Source organism: Bacillus sp. NPDC077027, assembly GCF_050269555.1.
Classification (GTDB): domain Bacteria; phylum Bacillota; class Bacilli; order Bacillales; family Bacillaceae; genus Bacillus.
Map to the genome: position 1 here is coordinate 752816 of NZ_JBNNIO010000002.1, position 21439 is coordinate 774254.

General features: G+C 40.0%; 21 protein-coding genes and 2 pseudogenes. 5 read left to right on the forward strand and 18 right to left on the reverse strand.

Annotated elements, in window-relative coordinates; genetic code table 11:
- Window positions 1-3: 3 nt before the first annotated feature.
- Entirely contained in the window at window positions 4-1107 is a 1104-nt protein-coding gene (locus ACQKEZ_RS09375; protein ID WP_427300557.1) for a hypothetical protein, read from the reverse strand.
- Window positions 1108-1935: 828 nt separating this feature from the next.
- A complete protein-coding gene (locus ACQKEZ_RS09380) occupies window positions 1936-2589 on the reverse strand; it encodes a type 1 glutamine amidotransferase domain-containing protein (RefSeq protein ID WP_427300131.1) in 654 nt (217 codons plus the stop codon).
- Window positions 2590-2904: 315 nt separating this feature from the next.
- Between ACQKEZ_RS09380 and ACQKEZ_RS09385 the strand changes: the two genes are divergently transcribed.
- Complete coding sequence (locus tag ACQKEZ_RS09385; RefSeq protein ID WP_427300133.1) at window positions 2905-3069, forward strand: hypothetical protein; 165 nt, start codon at window positions 2905-2907, stop codon at window positions 3067-3069.
- Window positions 3070-3227: 158 nt separating this feature from the next.
- Here ACQKEZ_RS09385 and ACQKEZ_RS09390 read toward each other — a convergent pair whose 3' ends face one another.
- The 6 genes from ACQKEZ_RS09390 to ACQKEZ_RS09415 all read right to left on the reverse strand — a co-directional run bounded on the left by ACQKEZ_RS09390 (window position 3228) and on the right by ACQKEZ_RS09415 (window position 8040).
- Window positions 3228-3587, reverse strand: a complete 360-nt coding sequence (locus ACQKEZ_RS09390) for a DUF1304 domain-containing protein (protein WP_427300559.1) — start codon at window positions 3585-3587, stop codon at window positions 3228-3230.
- An 11-nt stretch (window positions 3588-3598) separates the two neighbouring features.
- Window positions 3599-3865, reverse strand: coding sequence for a hypothetical protein (locus ACQKEZ_RS09395; protein ID WP_427300135.1), 267 nt, complete (start codon window positions 3863-3865; stop codon window positions 3599-3601).
- A gap of 221 nt (window positions 3866-4086) precedes the next feature.
- Window positions 4087-6468, reverse strand: a complete 2382-nt coding sequence (locus ACQKEZ_RS09400) for an immune inhibitor A domain-containing protein (RefSeq protein ID WP_427300137.1) — start codon at window positions 6466-6468, stop codon at window positions 4087-4089.
- Between the two features lie 154 nt (window positions 6469-6622).
- Complete coding sequence (locus ACQKEZ_RS09405) at window positions 6623-6913, reverse strand: putative quinol monooxygenase (RefSeq protein ID WP_427300139.1); 291 nt, start codon at window positions 6911-6913, stop codon at window positions 6623-6625.
- 30 nt (window positions 6914-6943) lie between these two features.
- Window positions 6944-7582, reverse strand: coding sequence for a nitroreductase family protein (locus tag ACQKEZ_RS09410; RefSeq protein ID WP_427300141.1), 639 nt, complete (start codon window positions 7580-7582; stop codon window positions 6944-6946).
- A gap of 14 nt (window positions 7583-7596) precedes the next feature.
- Window positions 7597-8040: a MarR family transcriptional regulator gene (locus ACQKEZ_RS09415; RefSeq protein ID WP_427300561.1), complete on the reverse strand. Its 444-nt coding sequence runs from the start codon at window positions 8038-8040 to the stop codon at window positions 7597-7599.
- A gap of 328 nt (window positions 8041-8368) precedes the next feature.
- Here ACQKEZ_RS09415 and ACQKEZ_RS09420 point away from each other — a divergent pair, with 328 nt between their 5' ends.
- The gene (locus tag ACQKEZ_RS09420) at window positions 8369-8692 is read left to right on the forward strand and encodes a hypothetical protein (protein ID WP_427300143.1); all 324 of its coding nucleotides are present in this window, start codon (window positions 8369-8371) and stop codon (window positions 8690-8692) included.
- A 23-nt stretch (window positions 8693-8715) separates the two neighbouring features.
- On the opposite strand, the gene ACQKEZ_RS09425 is transcribed toward ACQKEZ_RS09420, so the two are convergent.
- The 7 genes from ACQKEZ_RS09425 to ACQKEZ_RS09455 all read right to left on the reverse strand — a co-directional run bounded on the left by ACQKEZ_RS09425 (window position 8716) and on the right by ACQKEZ_RS09455 (window position 15991).
- Window positions 8716-10017, reverse strand: a complete 1302-nt coding sequence (locus tag ACQKEZ_RS09425; protein ID WP_427300145.1) for a pyrimidine-nucleoside phosphorylase — start codon at window positions 10015-10017, stop codon at window positions 8716-8718.
- Window positions 10018-10042: 25 nt separating this feature from the next.
- Window positions 10043-11224, reverse strand: coding sequence for a NupC/NupG family nucleoside CNT transporter (locus ACQKEZ_RS09430; protein ID WP_427300147.1), 1182 nt, complete (start codon window positions 11222-11224; stop codon window positions 10043-10045).
- Between the two features lie 173 nt (window positions 11225-11397).
- Window positions 11398-12069: a deoxyribose-phosphate aldolase gene (deoC, locus tag ACQKEZ_RS09435; protein WP_427300149.1), complete on the reverse strand. Its 672-nt coding sequence runs from the start codon at window positions 12067-12069 to the stop codon at window positions 11398-11400.
- Window positions 12070-12154: 85 nt separating this feature from the next.
- Window positions 12155-13099 (reverse strand): sugar-binding transcriptional regulator, encoded by a 945-nt coding sequence (locus tag ACQKEZ_RS09440; protein ID WP_427300151.1) that lies wholly within the window; start codon window positions 13097-13099, stop codon window positions 12155-12157.
- A 60-nt stretch (window positions 13100-13159) separates the two neighbouring features.
- Window positions 13160-14035 (reverse strand): aldose 1-epimerase family protein, encoded by an 876-nt coding sequence (locus ACQKEZ_RS09445; protein WP_427300153.1) that lies wholly within the window; start codon window positions 14033-14035, stop codon window positions 13160-13162.
- A gap of 136 nt (window positions 14036-14171) precedes the next feature.
- Window positions 14172-15290, reverse strand: coding sequence for a saccharopine dehydrogenase family protein (locus ACQKEZ_RS09450; protein WP_427300155.1), 1119 nt, complete (start codon window positions 15288-15290; stop codon window positions 14172-14174).
- Window positions 15290-15991, reverse strand: a complete 702-nt coding sequence (locus ACQKEZ_RS09455) for a class I SAM-dependent methyltransferase (protein WP_427300157.1) — start codon at window positions 15989-15991, stop codon at window positions 15290-15292. The genes ACQKEZ_RS09450 and ACQKEZ_RS09455 overlap by 1 nt, the downstream gene beginning before the upstream one ends.
- Before the next feature lie 141 nt (window positions 15992-16132).
- On the opposite strand from ACQKEZ_RS09455, the gene ACQKEZ_RS09460 reads away from it, so the two are divergent.
- Window positions 16133-17137 (forward strand): response regulator transcription factor, encoded by a 1005-nt coding sequence (locus ACQKEZ_RS09460; RefSeq protein WP_427300159.1) that lies wholly within the window; start codon window positions 16133-16135, stop codon window positions 17135-17137.
- Between the two features lie 33 nt (window positions 17138-17170).
- Here the strand turns inward: ACQKEZ_RS09460 and yidA are convergent, their stop codons facing one another.
- Window positions 17171-17983 (reverse strand): sugar-phosphatase, encoded by an 813-nt coding sequence (gene yidA / locus ACQKEZ_RS09465; protein WP_427300161.1) that lies wholly within the window; start codon window positions 17981-17983, stop codon window positions 17171-17173.
- A gap of 348 nt (window positions 17984-18331) precedes the next feature.
- On the opposite strand from yidA, the gene ACQKEZ_RS09470 reads away from it, so the two are divergent.
- A complete protein-coding gene (locus ACQKEZ_RS09470) occupies window positions 18332-18709 on the forward strand; it encodes a MerR family transcriptional regulator (RefSeq protein WP_427300163.1) in 378 nt (125 codons plus the stop codon).
- 132 nt (window positions 18710-18841) lie between these two features.
- Window positions 18842-19828, forward strand: coding sequence for a Gfo/Idh/MocA family protein (locus ACQKEZ_RS09475; RefSeq protein ID WP_427300165.1), 987 nt, complete (start codon window positions 18842-18844; stop codon window positions 19826-19828).
- Window positions 19829-19870: 42 nt separating this feature from the next.
- Here the strand turns inward: ACQKEZ_RS09475 and ACQKEZ_RS09480 are convergent.
- Together ACQKEZ_RS09480 and ACQKEZ_RS09485 are read right to left on the reverse strand one after the other, a co-directional pair.
- Window positions 19871-20179 (reverse strand): annotated as a pseudogene (locus ACQKEZ_RS09480) (methyl-accepting chemotaxis protein); the annotation flags it as partial.
- 201 nt (window positions 20180-20380) lie between these two features.
- Window positions 20381-21388, reverse strand: a pseudogene (locus ACQKEZ_RS09485) (PAS domain-containing protein); the annotation flags it as partial.
- Window positions 21389-21439: the final 51 nt, after the last annotated feature.

Below are 21439 nucleotides of genomic sequence, written 5' to 3' on the forward strand. Positions count from 1 at the left end.
TTCTTAATTTAATGTTTGGATTGTTGGGAGTCTCTCAACACCCGATGCGTAGTAGAAGTTGAGTACACTAAAGAAATCAATTGGTTTCCCTGTTTTTACATCAACTACTAAAATATGTTCTCCGTAATTCTCTAAATCATCTGCTTCTAAATATCTTGGTGTTGTTTTTCCAATCATATCCACAAATGTATCTTGATAATATTGGCCACTAGAATACGAGGATTGATGATACATAAACAATGTGCCTACATCTAGATAGACAAGAATGGCTTCCGAAGAGCTTGCATTAGGTGCAGAATAAGAGACCGGTGAAGAAATACCTTTTACTTTTACACTTGAAATAGAATGTGTTCTTTGTTCAAAATTTCCATCCCATGGGAAGTAAAAGACACGTTTCCATTCATAATCCGCTGATTTTGATTGCTTGTTATAAATGTGGGTGCCATTTGCATAAACATCGCCATTCGCATATTCTGCTACAAAGTATTGAAGTGTTGAAGAAAGTGACACTACTCCTGTGAAATTGGTTGGGTTTTTCGCATTAACCTGCAATGTGTAGGAATCTCCAAAACCACCACCACTTGTAATACCAAAGGCATAATCACCCGCTGGCAGATTCGTTAATGCAAGCAAATTGCCTGCTGGCTGAATTAAATCGGTTGGATATGCTTGTCCTTCCTCATAATCGACGACAAATAATTGCACAAAGTAATCTTGATTCGGTGATGTAATTCGACTAATGAGTGCTTGTGCTGAGGACGTACTGAGAAACCATAAATCGACTGGGTTCTCTTCTGTTAGTACAGCAGATTGATTGATAGACAAACCATCAATTGAATGAGCCGCTGAGGTTCTCAACTTGCCATTTGCTGCAGATTTACGCTTAATATTAATTCCGTTTTTCTGATCAACTTTGAATGATTTTTTGAGTTGTTTTTGAATAGCAGGTGATTCATTCTCATTCAAGAACGACTCCTGTAGACGTTCAATCGCTTTCTTCGTTAATGGTGATACACTGTTAGATTCCTTCTTTATTTCTTCTGCGTGAACAGCTGACGAAAATAAGCCTGTCGCAATAAGTAAAATAGATAAAATCGCTGCTGTCATTTTGATTCCAAATACCTTCACAGGAACATCCCCTTTTTTTAATTTTGGATTTTATATCCTGTAATAATTGTATCATTTCACCAATGATTATATTGTCATTTAAGGGAATATTTTAAATTTATTATTGGTTTTCTCAAGTTAATGAACCTATTCAAGAGTCACGTACACTTATTCATTCAAATGGTAAATATGAAAAAATTCCCACAACAACAGTGAATTGAGCATGTTTTCCTTGGTTTTAACTTATGTAATTTGTAGAGAATTATAATATTAATAGAGACGTTTAATAAAAACTGTAACAAGAATAGGTAGCATCTTGAACGCTACCCTAATATATCAGGAAAACCTTCCCTGAATCCCATAAAAAATAAGCAAATTCCATGCTTGCTTATTTAAGATCACTTATTAGTAAACAATATATCAATTATGCTAATAGCAAAAAACCGATAGGAACAGCAATAATAATATACAGAAAATTTCTAGGCATAAACATACTGTAATAATAGAATACTTCACTATACTTTTCACAAAATTCCTCCAATAAATATCCATTTTATTATACTTGTTTTAGGATACTTAAATAGGCAAATGCAGTAATGATGAATGGGGGTTATAGGTTTTAGAAATGATGAACCAATTTGAGGTAACCTTAATTTCTTCTAAATTATGTAGTGCGATGGCTCTAAACAAATGCATATACATTTTTCACAAATTACTACTCCCTTTTTAATGGAATTGTTGCGTTAGTTTTACGATTGGATAAGTATTCAAAATCAATTCAAACGAAAAAACAGCCGTGCTCCGATCTCACGACTGTTTTCTTAAGATTTATATTGTTTTCACAAAAAGATGTGCTGTTTCTTCACTTGAGCCTGGGTTTTGTCCAGTAATGATGTTGCCATCTACAATAGCAAATGGAGCAAACGGCTCTCCTTTTTCAAAGTCTGCCCCATGGTCACGAAGTTTAGATTCAAGCAAAAATGGAACCTTTGATGTGAGTTGAGCCGCATCTTCTTCTTCATTCGTAAAGCCAGTGATTTTCTTACCAGAAATGAACGCTTTGCCGTCATCTCCTTTGACATCAACAAAAGCAGATACACCATGACAAACAGCACCTACTACACCATTTTTAGCAGATATAGCCAAAATTGCTTGAGCAACAAGCGGATTCGATGCAAAATCAATCATTGGTCCGTGCCCACCTGCAAAGAAGATACCATCATAATCAGCAGGATTTACATCCGTCAGCGCTTTTGTCGCTTGGAGCTTTTCGTAAACGTCCTGATATTTGGCAGGCACTCCATCTGGAATAGAGTTTTGATCAATCGGTACTGCACCGCCTTTGATTGATACAATCTGAACATGAAGTCCATTATCTATAAAAATACGATATGGCTCAGCAAGCTCTTCTAGCCATAATCCTGTCGGATGTCCATTCATTTCAGCACTGCTCGTCGACACCAATAATACTTGTTTACTCATCTTGATCATCCTTTCATTTTAAACCTATTTCCATTTTACATTTTGCACAATTTAATAGCAAGAAATCCGCTTTTGGGGGCATTGTTATTTTTGTTATTCCCGTTTTTGTGAAAAAAATTAGGTTTTTTTCATTTTTTGATCTACGAGCAGGGAATTTCATGTAAAATTGTGACCAAATCATATTTTTAGAGAATGATTTACTCTACACATTCGGGTCATACATCGTTCCCATTCATTTTATTCACAAGTCATCAGAAGAATTAGGTGACCGATTTTACCAACTCGAATTAGACAACCAAAGGAGATGAAAATGAAATGAAAACCTATTCAATTATTATGATCATCATCACTCTTTGTATCATATTGGCGGTATTTTTCATGAACTTAGCTAGTGTTCTGCTTGGCAAAATCATGTTAGCAGTTGCTGTCGCCATCTGTTTGACTTCTATCATTCGATTAATCAGTCTTCGAAAACAATAAAAGCCGCCCAACCAGTGGACGGCTCAGCGTGTAGACAAACCCTCGCATTCGTTGTCAGGTCTGCGCGCTGGTGCTCACGAATCACATATTCGCTCTGCTCCAGTGCTCGTCCTTCCTAGACTTCAAGGGTTTTCAATTACGCTGAAAAGAAGACACAATTATGAGATGACATATAAAAGAGCAACTAATGCCAAGATAGCTGGCACACCTTGCTTCACAATAATTGATTTATTTGAAGTGAACCCGCCAAAAATGGCTGCCACTACAACGCAAATGACAAAGAACAACTGGATCATGTATCCTACAGGATTTGAACCAAGTATGAGTCCCCAAATCAGACCAGCTGCCAAAAAGCCATTATATAGCCCTTGATTGGCAAACATGACTTTTACATTCGGGTCTCCTTCTAAATGTTTCGGCAAATTAAATGCCTTTTTGCCCATCTTAGACTGTATAAAAAACATCTCTAGTAACATGATCATCACATGTTCTAGTGCGACAATTCCAACTAAAACCATTGCAAGTATATTCAACTTTGTAACTTCCTTTCTTCTAATGAGCGATCGGTTATCTTTATTTTGTCTGTATACAAATCAAAATCCTGTATCAAATCTAAGGTTTCAACAAACCGACTTTGCGGAATATCTCTCATCTTTTTAACGCCGAATTCCTTTTTAATAAAAGCCATTATGGTGTTGATATGAAGCTTACCATAGCCATCATACTCTAATTGGCTACAAAAAGACTGCATCCTCCCTCGAATCTCCCTCAATTGCTCGGCAGTGACACAACTCATCGCAAACACTCATCCCTTCATGTTTTTTTGACAACGGAAATTGAACCAGACCCTCAAGAAAAACCTTCCAGAATCTATTATATAACGGATCATTTCGGATATCAAAATAAAAAAAGAACAAGCATTCGGTAAATAATTGGGACTTTCCTTTTTTCAATACACCAAAAACACTTTTTCGCCTAAATAAAAAAGCCGAATTCAATATGAATTCGGCATCTGTTTTAATGACCTTTTGAAATTAACACTTTCCCAACAGAACGATCTTTACTTTGTCCAATAACTTTAAAAGATAAGCCATATGTCGGCACGTCACGTCCAGCGTCTGGATTATCCTGATTTACATAATTCTTTTTATCACTAAACGTGCGTGAAGGACGAAGATAATGATCCTCCAATGTAAGACCTGTTATTGTTGTATAATCAATATTCAGATTTGTACTTGGGTTTAATGAGAAGGCTGCATCATGCACCTGAAAGCCTGTTGCTGCTATAGAACCATCGCTCCATTTCAACACTTCCTGATCTGCATCGACGACACCGAGGAATCCATTCCCTGGATGCTTCCCTACCCAGTTATCTGTGTATGATTGATCAACATACCAAACAACTAAACCATGATTATAGCTCATTAAACTAGCACCGCGTTTAATATGTTTGAGTCCTTTATCTACACCTGCATAGGAGCGCCATTCAAGTAGATAATACTGTGCTGTGTATAGCTTACCACTTGATTGAGAAAATCCATTTAACGCAAATGTCGAATCACCTTCAGCATCATCAGCCCAAACTTCTTTGCCATCTGCTTCTATTTTCAAATCATCTGCAAATAAACCTTGCATTGCATAACCTGCATCTGTTGTATAGCGGATTTGCAGATCAATTTTTTTACCTGCATATGCTGATAAATCAAAGTGAGCATCTGTCCAACCGTCTGATGTACCATCAATGCCGTTGCCTTCGTTTGCACCTGAATCGTTTCGGTTATTTGTAATATTCCCAGCAATGGTTGTCCATTTTTCAGTACCTGCCTCACGTACTTCGACATAAGCATAATCGTAATCTTCTTCAATGTCGTACCATGCTTTAAACGTGAGTTCAGCTTTCGATCCTTCGGTCAAGTCGATCCCGCTTGTTGTCATGGTCGCATTGAGATTATCACCTTTGCCACTGAAATAAGCATACTTCCCTTGAGCAGGTTGTGTGATAGCTGTTTCTTTATCTGGCAAATCGACTCTTACTGCATCATTGTTCGTACCTTTTGTGACCGCTTCGTCGATCAACACTGTCTTGCTTTTCTTTAAAGTTTTTGCCTGAATGGTTTCACCAGTAAGCCAGTTTCCGCCATGCAAGCTTTGAAGCATCTCTTTCGCATATGGGCTAAAGCCTGTTGGTTCAGTTCCTGGTACACTTCCTGCCCAGCTACCACTCGCCATAATTGACCAATACGAGACAGGTTCGCCTCTACCTGTATATTGTGTATCATATTCGTCAGGAAGACCTAGATCATGGCCGAATTCATGCGTAAAGACCCCTGCTGCGCCATCTTCTGGCTCAATTGTATAATCTAACGCACCTAGCTCCCCACCTTCTCCCACTTCTGATTCGGTGTTCGGAATTTCAAATACTTCTCCTAAATTCCAGCGATGTGACCAAATGGCATCTTCTCCAAGCTGTCCACCGCCTGCTTCTTCTCCAACACCTGCATGTACAACCATTAGATGGTCAACGATACCGTCTGGTTCATTATAAACGCCATCACCATCTACATCGTAACGATCCCACTGATCATATTCACCTAAGTCGATATTCGGGTCATTTGCTGCTGCTTCAAGTGCTTCTTGCACTAATTCACGCGGTCTGACATCATTGCCATCTTCAACAGGTTCATTTCCGCCATAGTAAGCTGCATCATGCTTTGCTGTATACCAACCAGCTACTGTGCCACTGACGGTATAACTTCCACCAGATTGTTTTTCATAGTATTGCTTCATTGAAATCTTTCGTTTACCGTCAGGACCAATATAGCCGTTTTTTCCAAAAATCATATCTTGATAGTGTTGTTGACTATACTGATCATAGTACATATCCGTTTCTTCTTTTTTAATACTATTATGCTTGTAATCTTTGAAATCAATAAGAAGAACTAAGACTTTATCATTGCGAACTTCACCTGAATAGGTTTCCTTTTGCACAGGTTGAATACTGTTTCCTTTTTTCCCTTTATGTTTTTTCAGTTTTTTCTCTTTTTTAAGCTTGTTATGTACTTTTTGTTTGTATTCTTTTAAAAAATTTGGTTCTTCTGTCAAACTACTTGCTTCTTGCTTAATGGCTGACTCTTCCTTTTTCTTCAAATACTTTGCTAGTGCCTTTTGTGCTTCAGCTTCAGTTGCATTCTTTTTAATTTTCCCACGTTCTTTTAAGGATTTGATGAGGCGATCTTCGTTCACGACACTTGCATCGAATGGTGAGCCTGAATAGTGACCACCATCTGAGGATGTTGACTTTTCTGAGGTGTGAGCCAATAGAGGGGTACTGAAAGCTGTCAATGTACCTAAACCAAGGACTGCTGTCAACGCAATGCGAGCCCATTTGCCTTTTTTCATAATAGTTCCTCCTAATAAAATGGTAATAAATAATATCTAATTCTAGCATATTCCAATATTGTTAAGTTGAAAAATAATTTATTTTCAGAAACTTTGTGAAAAGTGCACAAAAAAACCCCTAAGCCGTCTTGGCTTAGAGGTTCTACTCTCTATCTTATAATGCTTCGCCTTTAAAGGAAGCTACTTCAAGTGGAGCAGCTAAGAAATCTTTGGCTTTTGCAACAAAAGCTTGGAAATGAGTACTCTCATTATGGCTTTTTACAGCCGCTTCGTCTTTCCACACTTCAACCATTAAGAAGGTATTGTCTTTTTCAGTATCTTTGTAAAGGTGATAAGAGACGTTCCCTTCCTCTGCTTGTGATGCTTTGACTAAACGTTGGATTTCCTCTAGGAATACGTCTTCTTTTGCTGGATGAATGGTCATACCCGCATGAATAATAATCATATGATCAACTCCCTTTTTTATAAGATGAACTTATTTCCACTCTGTGATACGGTCAACTGGCAGACGGTAAGAAGGATATCCTTCATCTGAAGCTTTCCCGATAGATAGAAGCATAACAGGAACGTAACGCTCTTTGTCCCATCCAAATGTTTCTGCTATCACTTCTTTATCATAGCCACCAATTGGGTTTGTATCATAACCATGTGCACGAGCAGCAAGCATTAACTGCATGGAAACAAGTCCGCCATCAATTAAGATCGTTTCGCGATTTATTTGCTCAGGAAGCACGTCAAAATGTGCAGTTAAAGCAGCAATTTGTCTGTCTTTTACTTCTTGTGGCATGTAACCAGCTTCTACTGCTTTTGAGTAAATTTCGTCTAAGTATTCGTTATTTTTCATATCTGCAAATACAGCAATGACCGCTGAAGATGTTGCCACTTGTGTTTGATTGAATTTCGCAAGCGGTGCAAGTTTTTCTTTTCCTTCTGGACTATCAATCACCATGAAGCGCCATGGTTGTGCATTTACAGAAGATGGTGCAGTTGTTGCTTCTTCTAAAATCTCAGTCATTTCTTCTTTGCTAATTTTAACAGATGTATCGTAGTTACGGATGGAACGACGACCTTTCATAATTTCCATAAAATCGTTTGTTTTTAATGTTGTTGTCATGTGAAGCACTCCTTTTATGTTGTTTGGATCTTTGCAATGTTTTGCTGAATACGTCTAAGCACATCAGTAAGTAGCTTACGTTCTTCTTCGCTGACGTTTTCAAGCATTTCTTTGATGAATCGGTCTTTTTCCTTTTTAGAGGAATCTATTCGTACTCTGCCTTCGTCTGTTAGACTGACTAGAGTTACTCGGTTATCCTCTGGTTTCCTTCTGCGTGACACCATATCTTTGGTTTCAAGCTGTTTTAAATGACGAGTGACAGCCGCGCTATCGATATTGACCTTTTTTTGCAAATCCGTCTGACTAATCTCATCTGCTTGGAATAGCAGTGAGAGTAATTCCAACCTTGATTGGCTAATGCCCGTGCATGCTTCGAACTTCACACCAATCATTCGGTTAACGCATTGCATACGATATAAAATCTCTGATTCTTCAGAGCAAAATGCAGTCAATCTCATCTCCTCTTTTCTATTCAGATCAATTAGTTGATATATCAATCATTGACTCATCAACTAATATACACCCTTTGATTTATTTATGCAAGCCCTTTGTTTCATAAAGTGAAGTTTTTTAAAATAAAAAGAAAAAAGCTGGCGTTCCGCCCGCTTCTACTTTCCTATAGGTCCAATATAAAAGCTCAAAGCACCAATCACCATCAAAATGAACAAAAATATAATGACGAGTTTGAAAAAATTCTTCTTCAGCTAATTCCTCTCATTTATTATAAAAAATCCCACATTCACTTTCATTGTACTTTAAAATAAGGATGAATAGGAGGTGATAAAGATGTCTGAATCTGACAAACTAAAGTTAGGACAACTATATGCACAAGATAGCTGGCATATGGAAGCTTGCATCATCGGAAATAAGGAAGGGCTACTAGAGCTTCGCGATGCCATTGATGTAGCTTTACAGAAGAAGATAGGGGTTGCACATCTCTTCCCTGCTGATTACGAAGGCTATGAAACATATGTTGCACTTGTTGATGAGGATGAAGTATTTGAATCGCTTTGTTTACCTTATCGGGACGAATATGCTCAGAGCGAAGAAAATGCATTAGATCCTTTTGATATTGTGAAACAATATGAAAAAGAAAAAGGGCAAAAGTGAGAAATCACTTTGCCCTTTCTATATTATTCTGTGATGACAGTGTGGATAAGTATTGGTGCTTCTGCTTTGTCTGCAATACGGATATTTTCATAGATTTTCTCCATGACTTTCGCTACATCCTCGCTATTTGCATGAAGCGTGACAAGTGATTCACCTTTTTCTACACGGTCGCCTACTTTTTTGTTTAGCATGATCCCTACGGAAAGATCAATATCATCTTCTTTTGTCGCACGGCCTGCTCCTAGAATCATCGCTGCAACGCCGATCTCATCTGCAACAATCTCAGCGACAACACCAGATTCTTTTGCAGGAACTTCAATTTGATATGGGGCTTGAGGCAATTTCTCAGGTTGGTCAACAATTGAACTGTCGCCACCTTGGTTTTCCAAGAATGCTTTGAATTTCTCAAGCGCTTTGCCATTTTTCATTACTTCGATCAGTTTTTCTCTTGCTTCATCAAGCGTTTCCGCCTTTTTCGCAAGCACAACCATCTGACTTCCAAGTGTGAGTACTAGCTCATTTAAGTCCTCAGGTCCTTCCCCGCGAAGTGTATCAATGGCTTCTTTGACCTCAAGTGCGTTCCCGATGGCTAAACCAAGTGGTTGAGACATGTCAGAGATCACAGCCATTGTTTGTCTGCCAACGTTATTTCCGATACGAACCATTGCTTTTGCAAGCTTCTCAGAGTCTTCTGGTGTTTTCATGAATGCACCTGCACCTGTTTTCACATCAAGTACGATGGCATCAGCACCAGCTGCAATTTTCTTACTCATGATAGAGCTTGCAATCAGTGGAATGGAATTGACAGTTCCAGTTACGTCGCGAAGCGCATATAGCTTTTTATCAGCAGGCGTTAAGTTGCCTGATTGTCCGATAACCGCTACTTTATGACGGTTTACCAATTCGATAAATTCATCTTTTGTGATCTCTACGTGGAAGCCTTTCACCGCTTCAAGTTTATCCACTGTTCCACCAGTATGTCCAAGTCCACGACCAGACATTTTTGCAACAGGAACGTCAAGAGCTGCCACAAGTGGAGCTAGAACAAGTGTTGTTGTATCGCCTACACCACCTGTAGAGTGCTTGTCTACTTTAATACCCTCAATAGCAGAAAGGTCAATTGTATCACCTGAGTTCGCCATTGCCATCGTGAGATTTGCACGTTCTTGATCCGTCATATCCTGAAAGAAGATCGCCATTGCCAAAGCACTTGCTTGATAATCAGGAATCGTTCCCTCTGTGTACCCTTTGACAAAGAAAGAAATTTCTTCTGTTGTTAGTTCTTTTCCGTCACGTTTTTTCGCAATGATATCAACCATTCTCATTGTCTTCACCATTCCTTTTTCTAAATTAGTAAATCAAGCCGACGATGCCTGCAGTTAGGAAGCTAACTAAGGTAGCACCAAATAACAGCTTTAAGCCAAATCGAGCAACTACGTTTCCTTGCTTTTCGTTTAATCCTTTGACAGCTCCGGCAATGATACCGATAGATGAGAAGTTTGCAAATGAGACAAGGAATACAGAAATGATTGCTTCTGTACGTGCTGTGAAATGAAGAGCATCACCAGAAAGTATTTGCATCGCTACAAACTCATTGGATACCATCTTCGTTGCCATGATGCTTCCTGCTTGTACCGCTTCGTTCCAAGGAATACCCACAAGAAAAGCAAATGGAGCAAATACATAACCAAGTACATCCTGGAAGGAAACACCAATGACTGCGGTGAAAATACCATTAATCATTGCAATTAAAGCGACGAACCCGATTAACATTGCTGCAACGACAATTGCCACTTTAAACCCATCCATAATATATTCGCCAAGCATTTCAAAGAAAGATTGTCTTTCTTCTTCAACGACTTCAAGCATATCTTCATCTTTTGAAACCTCATATGGATTAATAATAGAAGCAATGATAAACCCACCAAATAAATTGAGCACAAGTGCTGTTACAACATATTCAGGCTTAATCATCTGCATGTAAGCACCAACAATCGACATTGATACAGTTGACATCGCAGACGCACAAAGTGTATAAAGACGTTGCTTCGGCAGTAAGCCTAGTTGTTTTTTAATCGAAATAAATACTTCTGATTGACCTAAAATCGCAGATGCGACTGCGTTGTATGATTCAAGTTTCCCCATACCATTCACTTTGCTCAACAAGTATCCAATCCCACGAACAACGAGTGGGAGAATACGCCAATGCTGTAAAATACCGATTAATGCAGAAATGAAGACAATCGGTAGAAGAACGTTCATAAAAAATGTTGAAGCCTTATCATTCACCAAACCGCCAAATACGAAGTTAATCCCCTCGCCAGCATAGCCAAGCAACATTTGGAACCCTTTTGCAAAGCCACCGACTAAGAAGTTCCCAACACCTGTATTCAACAGGATGTAACCTAAAATAAATTGCAGGACAACCATGACAATGACTGGACGGAATTTTACTCGTTTTTTTCCGTTACTAGCCAACCATGCAATCCCGAGAACCACCAGCAGACCGATGATGCCAATTACGTATTTCATGTTTTTCCTCCTCGATTGAATTCGTTTACATTAATGGGTTTGCTCATGACTAAAGCGAATCATGTAAACAAAAAGCGGAAGGAAATCCCTATAGAGGGCGGTGCTTCCGCTTGATCATTTTCTTACTAACGACTAAAAGTCACAAATGTTATCCTACCATAGGATTGTATGAATTAATAGTCTTTAGATGGAGACGCTGTATCACCTTGGATGATGGACACACCTGCACTCGCACCAATTCGAGTCGCACCTGCAGCAGTCATCTGTTCTACGTCTTCTTTTGTACGAACCCCACCAGATGCCTTCACACCAATATCAGGTCCTACTGTTTTACGCATTAGTGCGATATCTTCAGCAGTTGCACCACCAGTGCTAAACCCAGTTGATGTTTTGACAAAGTCAGCACCTGCTTTGACAGCCAGCTTAGATGCACGTTCCTTTTCTTCATCTGTTAACAAACATGTTTCAATAATAACTTTGACAAGCGCCTTGCCTTTCGCTGCTTCTACAACTGCACGAATATCGTTTTCAACGAAGAGATCATCGCCATCTTTTAATGCCGCAACATTAATGACCATGTCGACTTCAGTCGCCCCATTTTCAATGGCATCTTTTGTTTCAAACGCTTTGACCGCTGTTGTATTGGCACCTAGAGGAAAACCGATGACAGTACACACATCAACGCCTGTGCCTGCAAGTTCTTTAGAAGCAAGGAATACCCATGTTGGATTTACACAAACGGAGGCAAATTGATGGGTTTTTGCTTCTTCAAGCAACTGCTGGATCTCAGCTTTTGTTGTATCTGGTTTTAGTGCTGTATGATCAATAAGCTTTGCTATCGTCATGCTTCACACTTCCTTTTGTTTAAGATAATTTCATCTTAATTCATAACTGAACAAATGTAAATACACTTATGAAATTTTGTTCAACTCATTTTATGACTGTTAACAGTTCTTTCGCTGTGTGCTGATCAATAACGATGACATTGGCATATTTTCCTCTTAATGCCCCATGAATGGAGGCGACTTTCCGATGTCCGCCTGCAACCAGAATGGATCGCTCCTTCTTTCTTAATTCATCAAGCTGGACACCAATGGTCCGATCATTGATCGCCTGACTGCAAATTCGTCCATCTTGATCATAAAAACGGGAGCAAATATCGCCAACGCTCTTTTCCTTTAGTAATGCCTTTTCTTCATCTTGGAAATAACCGAGTCTAAATAAGAGTGCTTCGTCTCTTACCGTACCGACTGTAAATACGGCGATATTAGCCTGTTTACCCATTTCAATAATGCGATGAATATGTCTGTCCTTTTCAACCATTTCCTTGACAGCCGCACTGTCAAACACAACAGGCAATGGCAAATAACGGGGAGCGGTTTGAAAAGCTTCGGCAAAGAGCTGAATGGTTTCAGCAGAGTATGTATTGACATGTGAATGACTGATTCCACCCTTTAATTGAACAACCTCGACGCCCTTTACTTGTTTAGGTTGCATCTTTTGAGCGATTTGATACATCGTGGTTCCCCAGCTTACCCCCACGACATCACCGTCCTTCACTGTTTCATGAAGATATTCCGCACTAAATTGGCTCAAGTATTTTGTAATCGTCGGATAATCATCCTTTGGAGAGAACACGACATGTGCTTCTAATAAGTTATATTTTTCTTTGAGCATCGTAGACAGCTCATTTAAATCCTCGAACGGGTCCATGACTGTAATTTGCACGTACCCCTTTTCCTTTGCAAATTGAAGTAGGCGTGACACTGTAGGTCTTGACACGTCAAGCTGTTTAGCAATTTCCTGCTGACTGTAATCAGATAAGTAATAAAGCCTCGCTGCTTCTATACTTAACTGCTGTTTTTCACGATCCATTGTCGGCCCCCTTTTTTCTTTCATCATAACAAATTTGTTCACTTACGAACGCACAATTGTTCATTTAAAGGAAATCGTGTAAGACGTATGGAAAGTCTCCCCTTCATCAAGCGTTTGAATGCCGAATTTATCAGCATACTGACCTGTTGTGTGAGGCGTATCTGCTACACCGTACCAAGGCTCAATACAAATAAAAGGTGCTATCGATCCGTTTTTTTCATCATAAGGAGACCAGATACCAACAAACGGAAAACCCGTCAAATTAACTTCTATTCCATGTCCTAATGGAGATTGTAAAGTAGCTCGATCGACATGGCTAAAGATCATCGCATCGTTCTGAAAAAGACCAGCATGTAGTTGAAGCGGCTCTACATGTTGTAATTTCTCTTTCTCCACAACAAGACCTTGATTCAGCTCATATTCAACGACATCCATCCCCTTTGCAGGTGTCAGTGTGAGCGTATAATTCTCTGCACTTTCATGCGCTAAGAGCGGTACGCGAAAAGCAGGGTGTCCACCAATAGAGAAAAACATTGTGTCCTCATTATCGTTTTGAATCATCCAAGTGACAGTTAGTCCATTTTGTGTGAGCTCATAACGAATGCGGGCGGTGAATTCGTATGGATATTGGTGCAGATGACGACCATTTGATACATATTGAAATGTGACAGCATCTCTTGATTCTTCATTGATATCGAACACGACATCACGGAGAAATCCGTGCTGTGTTAAGCGATACGTCTTGTCGTTTATTTGATACTGATCCTCTTTGAGCCTTCCGACTATGGGAAATAAGATCGGCGACACTCTTCCCCAATAGGTGGCATCTCCTGTCCACATATAATGATGTCCTTTTTGTTTATGGTTCACTTCTCTGACTTCTGCACCGGTCTTTGACATTTTCACAACAAGTACATCGTTTTCAATGATGATCATGAAACATCCCCCTTTCAAATCTCTTCTTATTATGACAGGGATTTTTATTTTGGGTATAAAAAATTGCTCACAATGAAAAGAGGCTTCTCCATGGTAGGAGAAACCCTCAGATTGTTGACAAAAGGCTAGCACACCGCTAGCCTTTTAATCGTGATTTTTTGGTCAATTTCATGTTGACTGAGCCAGCTATCACCTGACTTCGTTTCGTTTCTTTTTCGATTAGCATCAATGTTTCACCTGTTTGACCTAACTCAAATGCCTGTTCAATATGATAAATACCTTTTGAGAATCGCTTGCTATAAAGATGTGCCGCAACAGCCGCTGCTATATTTGCTGTTGCCTGAGACTCATCGCGCCCCACTAGTCCAAGCTCAATTTTGCTTTGTTGTTGTCCTTTCCACCCTACAGCATCAATCTTAAGCGCATATTGATCTGTGCCCATTCGAGAGGATTGAATGGATGAAATGGCTTTCTCATAAATAAATGGTATGTCAAATAGCTTCGTCAAGCCAAGGCGACGCGCCCATACCAATAGAAAAGTAGATGCCCTTGAATCCAAACACAGCCTTGTTGTCACAGTTGGCACTTGTAGTGTGGTTGGAAGCGTTTGTTGATCTGAGAAAGGAAATCGATAGACACGCCGACTACCAAGACTCCCGCCAAAGTTTACCCGTTTTCCTCCTGTCAGACTATCCACTTTTTTAGACTGATGATTTTCTACCAGTGTATATGCATAGTGAAGATGATCAATTGTCCATTCAACGGCTGCCCTACCATGTTGATCGCCTATTCCAAGCATGACGCTAATATCAATTTCCTCTACTTTATCTAATGCCGACGCTGCCTTTGCGGCAAGCAAGTTGGTCATCCCAGGCGCCAGTCCTACACTTAATATAGCAGTCGCTTTTACAGCTTCTCTTTTGATACTTGCAAGCTTCTTCAAATAAGTACCTTTTGCTGAGATATCAATGTAATCAACGCCTGCACGTAAACACCTTTCAGCAAAAGTAGTCTCTTCTTGATCAAGACACATGATGACAAGTCTCGTCTCCTTCAACCAGTCCCAATGCTTAGGACGCATCACATCTATTTGAAATGGCTGTACTGCACCTTTCATTTTTAGCGAAAACTGCTCTGCTTTTTGTCGATTTCTCCCTGCGGCAAACACCTGACCGGGGTACATCTTACTTAAATGTGTACAAATCTGTTTGCCAACATGGCCGTAACCGCCGATCACCATAATACGTGAAGCCATTAGCCATTCACCTCCTGATGACTTCGATAACACACAAAGCCTTCAATCATGAGGGCTTTAAAGAATGGATTCACTCGTTCAAATCCAGCCTGCTTCAAGCCATTTAATAGTTCACCTGTTTGAATTGGTATTGTGGATTCACCTAGCCTATCTTGAAAAGAGGAAAAAACTGTCTCCGCTAACCCTTGTCTTCTCATGAAAACCGATAATGCCTTTAGCTCCTGTTCAAATACCTTTGTCTCGATGCCTCCTTGTATCGCCGCAATAACAAGCGGTGCTCCTGGCTTTAGCCTTCGCCCAATCTCTTGTAAAAACTGCTGTTTGTCTTTGACAAAGTGGAACACGAGTAAACTAATAGCAGCATCGTAGACTGGTTCCTCCTGGACTTGATCAATCGTAGTTTCCATCCATGTCACCTGCTGACTCATCTGAAGAGAATCGACTCTTCTTTTCGCCATATCGAGCATTGGCTTCGACGGATCAACTCCGGTCATGCTCCAGTGCTTGTTTCTCTCCATAACATGCACCATTTCTTCTCCTCCTCCTGCACCAACAACAAGAATGTTCTGATGTTGTTCCGCTGGGAGAGTGGCTGTGAGAACATCAACTGTCAATTCGTGTAAAAGTTGATAACCAGGGACTTTATGTTCGATCGTCGCTATATACGATTCAGCAACAAGGTCATTCCAGTTTTTATTCATAATCATGCCTCTCCTTTTCCGATGCTTTTCCACTTGCTTTGTTTCCTGTACACTATAGATATAGCTTCTTATTTATTGTAAAAAGAAGACATGGTAAAAACGATCCCTAAAAGTAGGGATTTTTTTCAGGAGGAAGAAAACGTGAGAGACCAAGCTGCACGTTTCCAGGCATTACGGAAATCGATTCGCGACACACTTCAAGCCATTTGTGCATTTGATGCTGCATGTATCACAACGATTGACCCTGCAACACTACTTTCCACAGGCTCTTACACTGACGAAGAAATCGAAGCCATTCACGACAAGCTTTTTCAAAATGAATTTTTGGCACAGGATGTCCATCAGCATCAAGCATTAGCAAAAGGACCTATACATGTAGCTAGTTTAATTCAAAGCGGCGATTATGAAAAAAGCGACCGTTATCAGCACATTCTATTACCTGCGGGTTGGTCGGATGAACTGAGAGCAGCCCTTGTCATCCAAGGAGAATGCTGGGGAATTGCTAGTCTTTATCGAACAAAAGAGAAGTCACCGTTTTCTGAACAAGACATCGCCGCCGTATCAGCAAAATCACAAGAACTGGCGGATCACATCAAAAAAGAGCTTTTTCAGAAACGAGCGAATGAAGAGTCGGTACATGAAGAACAAGGAACACTCCTGCTTTCAAAGGATAGCACCCTTCTGTATGGAAACGAATCAGGGTACCTTTGGCTTGAAACCTTCCAGGCCTTTGAACAAATCCATGATCATACAGTCATGCCTCGCCCATTCAGAGCACTCTGTGCCAAACTTTTATACGAAAACAAAGCAGATACAGCCTCTAGCATGCTACGTATTCCATCTGGGCAATATTTGTCGCTCCATGCGTTTCAATTAAAAAGCCCCGATGGAGCAGAACCAACAGTCATGATTCAAATGAGACGTGCTGAGACGAGTGAGATTCTTCCATATGCGGCAAAAACATATGGACTCACCGAAAGGGAAATCGACGTACTCGACTGCTTATTGAAAGGGAAATCAACAAAGGAAATGGCAGAAACATTATTTATCTCAACACATACCGTTCATGACCATGTGAAAGCCATGCTTAAAAAGACAAATTTACACAGTCGACGAATGCTTGTTTACTTCTTTTCCAACATATAAAAAGGCGGCTGCCCTAAGGCAAGCCGCTCTTTTCTATTTTCTTAACACAAGCTCCCGTAGCACGTGTGCTACGCCAGCCTCATTATTGGTTTTCGTTACCACGTCTGCCACTTTCTTTACGTCATCAATAGCATTCCCCATAGCAACGCCACAGCCGGCAAATTCGATCATAGATACATCGTTTCCATTATCTCCAATCGCCATGACTTCCTCACGCTGAATACCAAGCGTTTCTGCAAGTAGCTTGACCGCATTTCCTTTGCTCACATTCGGATGCAAAATTTCAAGGAAGAAATCCGTGCTTTTCACCATCATATATTTTTCTTTCACCTCAGATGGGATCGCCTGAATCGTCTTTTCCAAACGTTCTGGTTGGTCAATATACATCATCTTCGGAAGCTTCATCGCTGGGTCCGCCTCTTCTACAGGTAAATATTTAAGCGGTAATTTTGTTAAGTAGGATTCATGAACCGTGTATTCACTAATATCACGATTTGGTGAATACAGATACGATGAATCGAAATAGTGCATTGGCGTATCAAGCTCACGGCTTAACTCATACAGCGAAATCAGGTCTTCATAAGATAACGTAAGCTCTGATACGACTTCATTCGTATGACTGTTTTGAACAAGCGCCCCATTATATGCAATGACATAGTCATCCTTTTCATCAAGCTGAAGCTCTTTTAAGTACCTGCTTACCCCGCCTAACGGTCTTCCTGTACATAAAACAATTTTTACACCCTCTGCCTTTGCTTGCTGAATCGCTTCATATACATCACTTGGCACAACATGATGGTCGTTTAATAGGGTTCCATCCATATCAATTGCAATTAATTTGTACATTGGCTACTCTCCTTTTTACAGCAGAAAACTTGCTGACTGCGTTTCGACGATTAATTAGGTGTTTAAATGATTACTTTTGGTTCAAAGGGGAAATCATACTATGTACCTAATTCAGCCTATCGCTTTTCGCTTTCTCTGTCTAGTTGTCTCATTTGTTATGAAAATTGAACTCACCTCTATTATATCGCATGTCGCAAATTCAAGTAGCATAGCGATGAATGATCTGACTGGTATTGAGGAATTTTTATACTAGTATAAGAAAAAATAACTATTTATGATAAGAAAAGGCTTTTTGACTTCAGTACATCAGACTGTATGATAAAAAAGCAAAGAAAGGAGTTGGAGAATTTGATTACTTATACTAGAGGGAAATTATCAAAAATATCGGGTGTACATATTGAGACCATTCGTTTCTATGAAAATGAAAAAGTTCTCCCTGCACCTGCCAGAGCGGAAAACGGCTATCGTCTCTATGACGAGAGATATGTGCTTATGCTGTCTTTCATCACAGAAGCAAGAAAACTAGATTTCTCTTTAAAAGAGATTAAAGACTTTATATCTTTACTGTTCGAAAAACAGTCGAAGACGGAAGCAGAGGCATTGCTAAATCAGAAAATAGAAGAAATTAATCACGCCATCCAAGACTTAAAAAAAAAGAAAGCAGCGATTCAATTACTTTCACAACACACTTTACATGATCATTTTACATTTACCACAAATTTGTAAGGTTTCCAAAAAAGAGCACGCCTTACTGAAAAGTCAACAATCTCGCGTGGCTACTCACACAACTTTATCTTAAGGTATACTAGAATAAAGACCATTTTTCACACTAGCATAAACGAAAGGGGTTTCACCATAATGAAGATCGCAACGATTGGGACAGGTGTGATTGTTGAAGGATTCTTACAGGCCATTGAGTCATTGGAAGGAGCTTCATGTCATGCTGTCTATTCGAGAAAAGAGGAAACAGCTAAACAACTGGCAGACAAATTCGGTATCCGTACAATATACACAGACTTAACTGCCATGCTCAAAGATCCTGACATTGATTTTGTCTATATCGCTTCACCTAATAGCCTTCATGCTGAGCATGCGATGACTGCGCTGAAAAACGGCAAACATGTCATCTGTGAAAAGCCTTTTACATCGACAGTATCAGAGCTAGAAGCGTTAATCGCTCTCGCAAAGGAAAAACAGCTCTTTTTATTCGAAGCAATTACAACCATTCATATGCCAAACTATCATTTAATCAAAAAACATCTTCATCGTTTAGGCAGTATCAAATTGATTCAGTGTAATTATAGTCAATATTCTAGTAAATATGATCGACTTCTCGCCGGGGAGACACCAAACGTATTCAATCCAGCCTTTTCAGGCGGTGCACTCATGGACATCAACATTTATAATGTTCACTTCATCATGAACTTATTTGGAGCACCAGAGAGCGTTCGCTATCAAGCCAATCGGCATCCAAACGGCATTGACATATCAGGAGTGTTGACCTTCAAGTATCCTGAGTTTATTGCCACAAGTGTCGGATGTAAGGATACTGGCAGTATGAATTTCGCGATGATTCAAGGTGAGAAAGGTTATCTTCATGTCAAAAACGGTGCAAATGGCTGTGAGGAAATTCGATTGCATATAGATGGGCAAGAGCTTATCCTCAATGCACAAACATATCCAAATCGGTTATACTATGAGGCGGCGACGTTTCAAGATATGTTTGCATCAAAAGATTACCAACAATGTCATCAGCTATTAGACTATAGCCTTTCAGTCATGAAAGTGCTCGAAGCAGCGAGAAAAGATGCTGGTATTACGTTTGCTGCTGATCAACTATCATGATGAAAAATAAGCCGCCCTCCATCAGGAAGGCGGTCTTTGTACTTACAACTTTGAAATAGCAACGAGACGCTGAGACATGTGATTCACTTCATCTACTGAAGCATTCACTTGTTCTGTCAATGCAGCCTGTGTCTGTGTTAAAGCAGTCATGCTTGAAATGTTTTCAAGGATTTCATCAATCTGCGCTTTCATTTCGGTCAGACTTGATTCAATATTTTCTGTTGCACTTGCACTATGAAGCGCTAGCTTTCGCACTTCATCTGCTACGACTGAAAAGCCACGCCCTTGCTCCCCTGCTCTTGCCGCTTCAATGGCTGCATTCAGACCAAGAAGGTTGGTTTGATTGGCTACTTCCTTAATTAGATCGGAAATATTTTTCGTTTCGTCCGCACTGTTTTTCGCTAAATTAGCAGCCGAAGTAGATTTTTCTTGTGCAACAGCAAGCTCCTGCGCCTGATTCGTCACAGAGCTAATGCCCGCAACCATTTCGTTAATAGCGCTAGAGAGTTGTTCCATTTGTGATGTCATTTCAATTGCTGTACGTTCTTTATTTTTTTCTAACGTAATATCACGAATCGTTCCAGCCACACGAAGTGGGACACCCTTTTCATCACGAATGGTTTCGCCGCCTGCATGATACCATTTATACTCACCATTTTTGCTCTGTAATCGATAATCTACATCAAATGGTGTGCGACCAGAATGATCATTTAAGTGATCTGCAAAGGCTTGAAGTGCGATTTCTTTCTCCTCTGGATGCAATCGATCACTCCAACTGCTTAGTAGGTTTGGGAAGTCGCGTTCATCCGTAAACCCAAGTGTTTTCCTAAATTGTGGTGACCACCAGAATTCATTGTTCGAATCTACTGGATTTCCAGAATCCACCACCATATCCCAAGGTGCTTCAACAAGCGCACGATTAATCAAATCATACCGTTCCACAAATGCTTGAAGCTCTAGCTCTTTCAGCTTTTGATCTTGAATATCAAATAGTGCACCCGCGACTCGAAGCGGAATGCCACTTGGATCTCGGACTGTCGTTCCAGTTGCCTTAAACCAGTGATAATCACCGTTTTTCAACTTTAATCGGTACTCGATATCATACGGTGTACGACCAGAACGATCGAGTAAGTGGGTCGCAAAAGCATCAAGAACATATTCATTTTCATCTGGGTGAATACGCGATGCCCAGCTATCTAATACGTTAGGGAAATCATGCTCATTTTGAAATCCAAGCATTTGGCGAAACTCATTCGTCCATGTAAAAACATTGTTTGGATTGACTGGATCGCCGGCCACAACCTCCATATCCCACAGACCTACTTGAATCGCTTTTGTCACAAGGTTCATTCTCATATAAACGTGGTCATAAGCATCTTGCATCTTTTGCAAGACTTCATTTACCTGTGCGACCGCTTCTGCCGCCTGATCTGAAGTAAATGCAGCGATGTCTAATCTTGCTGAGAAATCCTCCTTCTCTATTCGTTCAATCAATCGGCTACTTTCTGCTAACAGTTTTTCTTGTGTCTGATCATTGGATTGTTTTTTAAACATTTTCATTCTCCTTTAATACCCCTTAAATGAAAGTGGGTAAATTAACCAAATATAAAA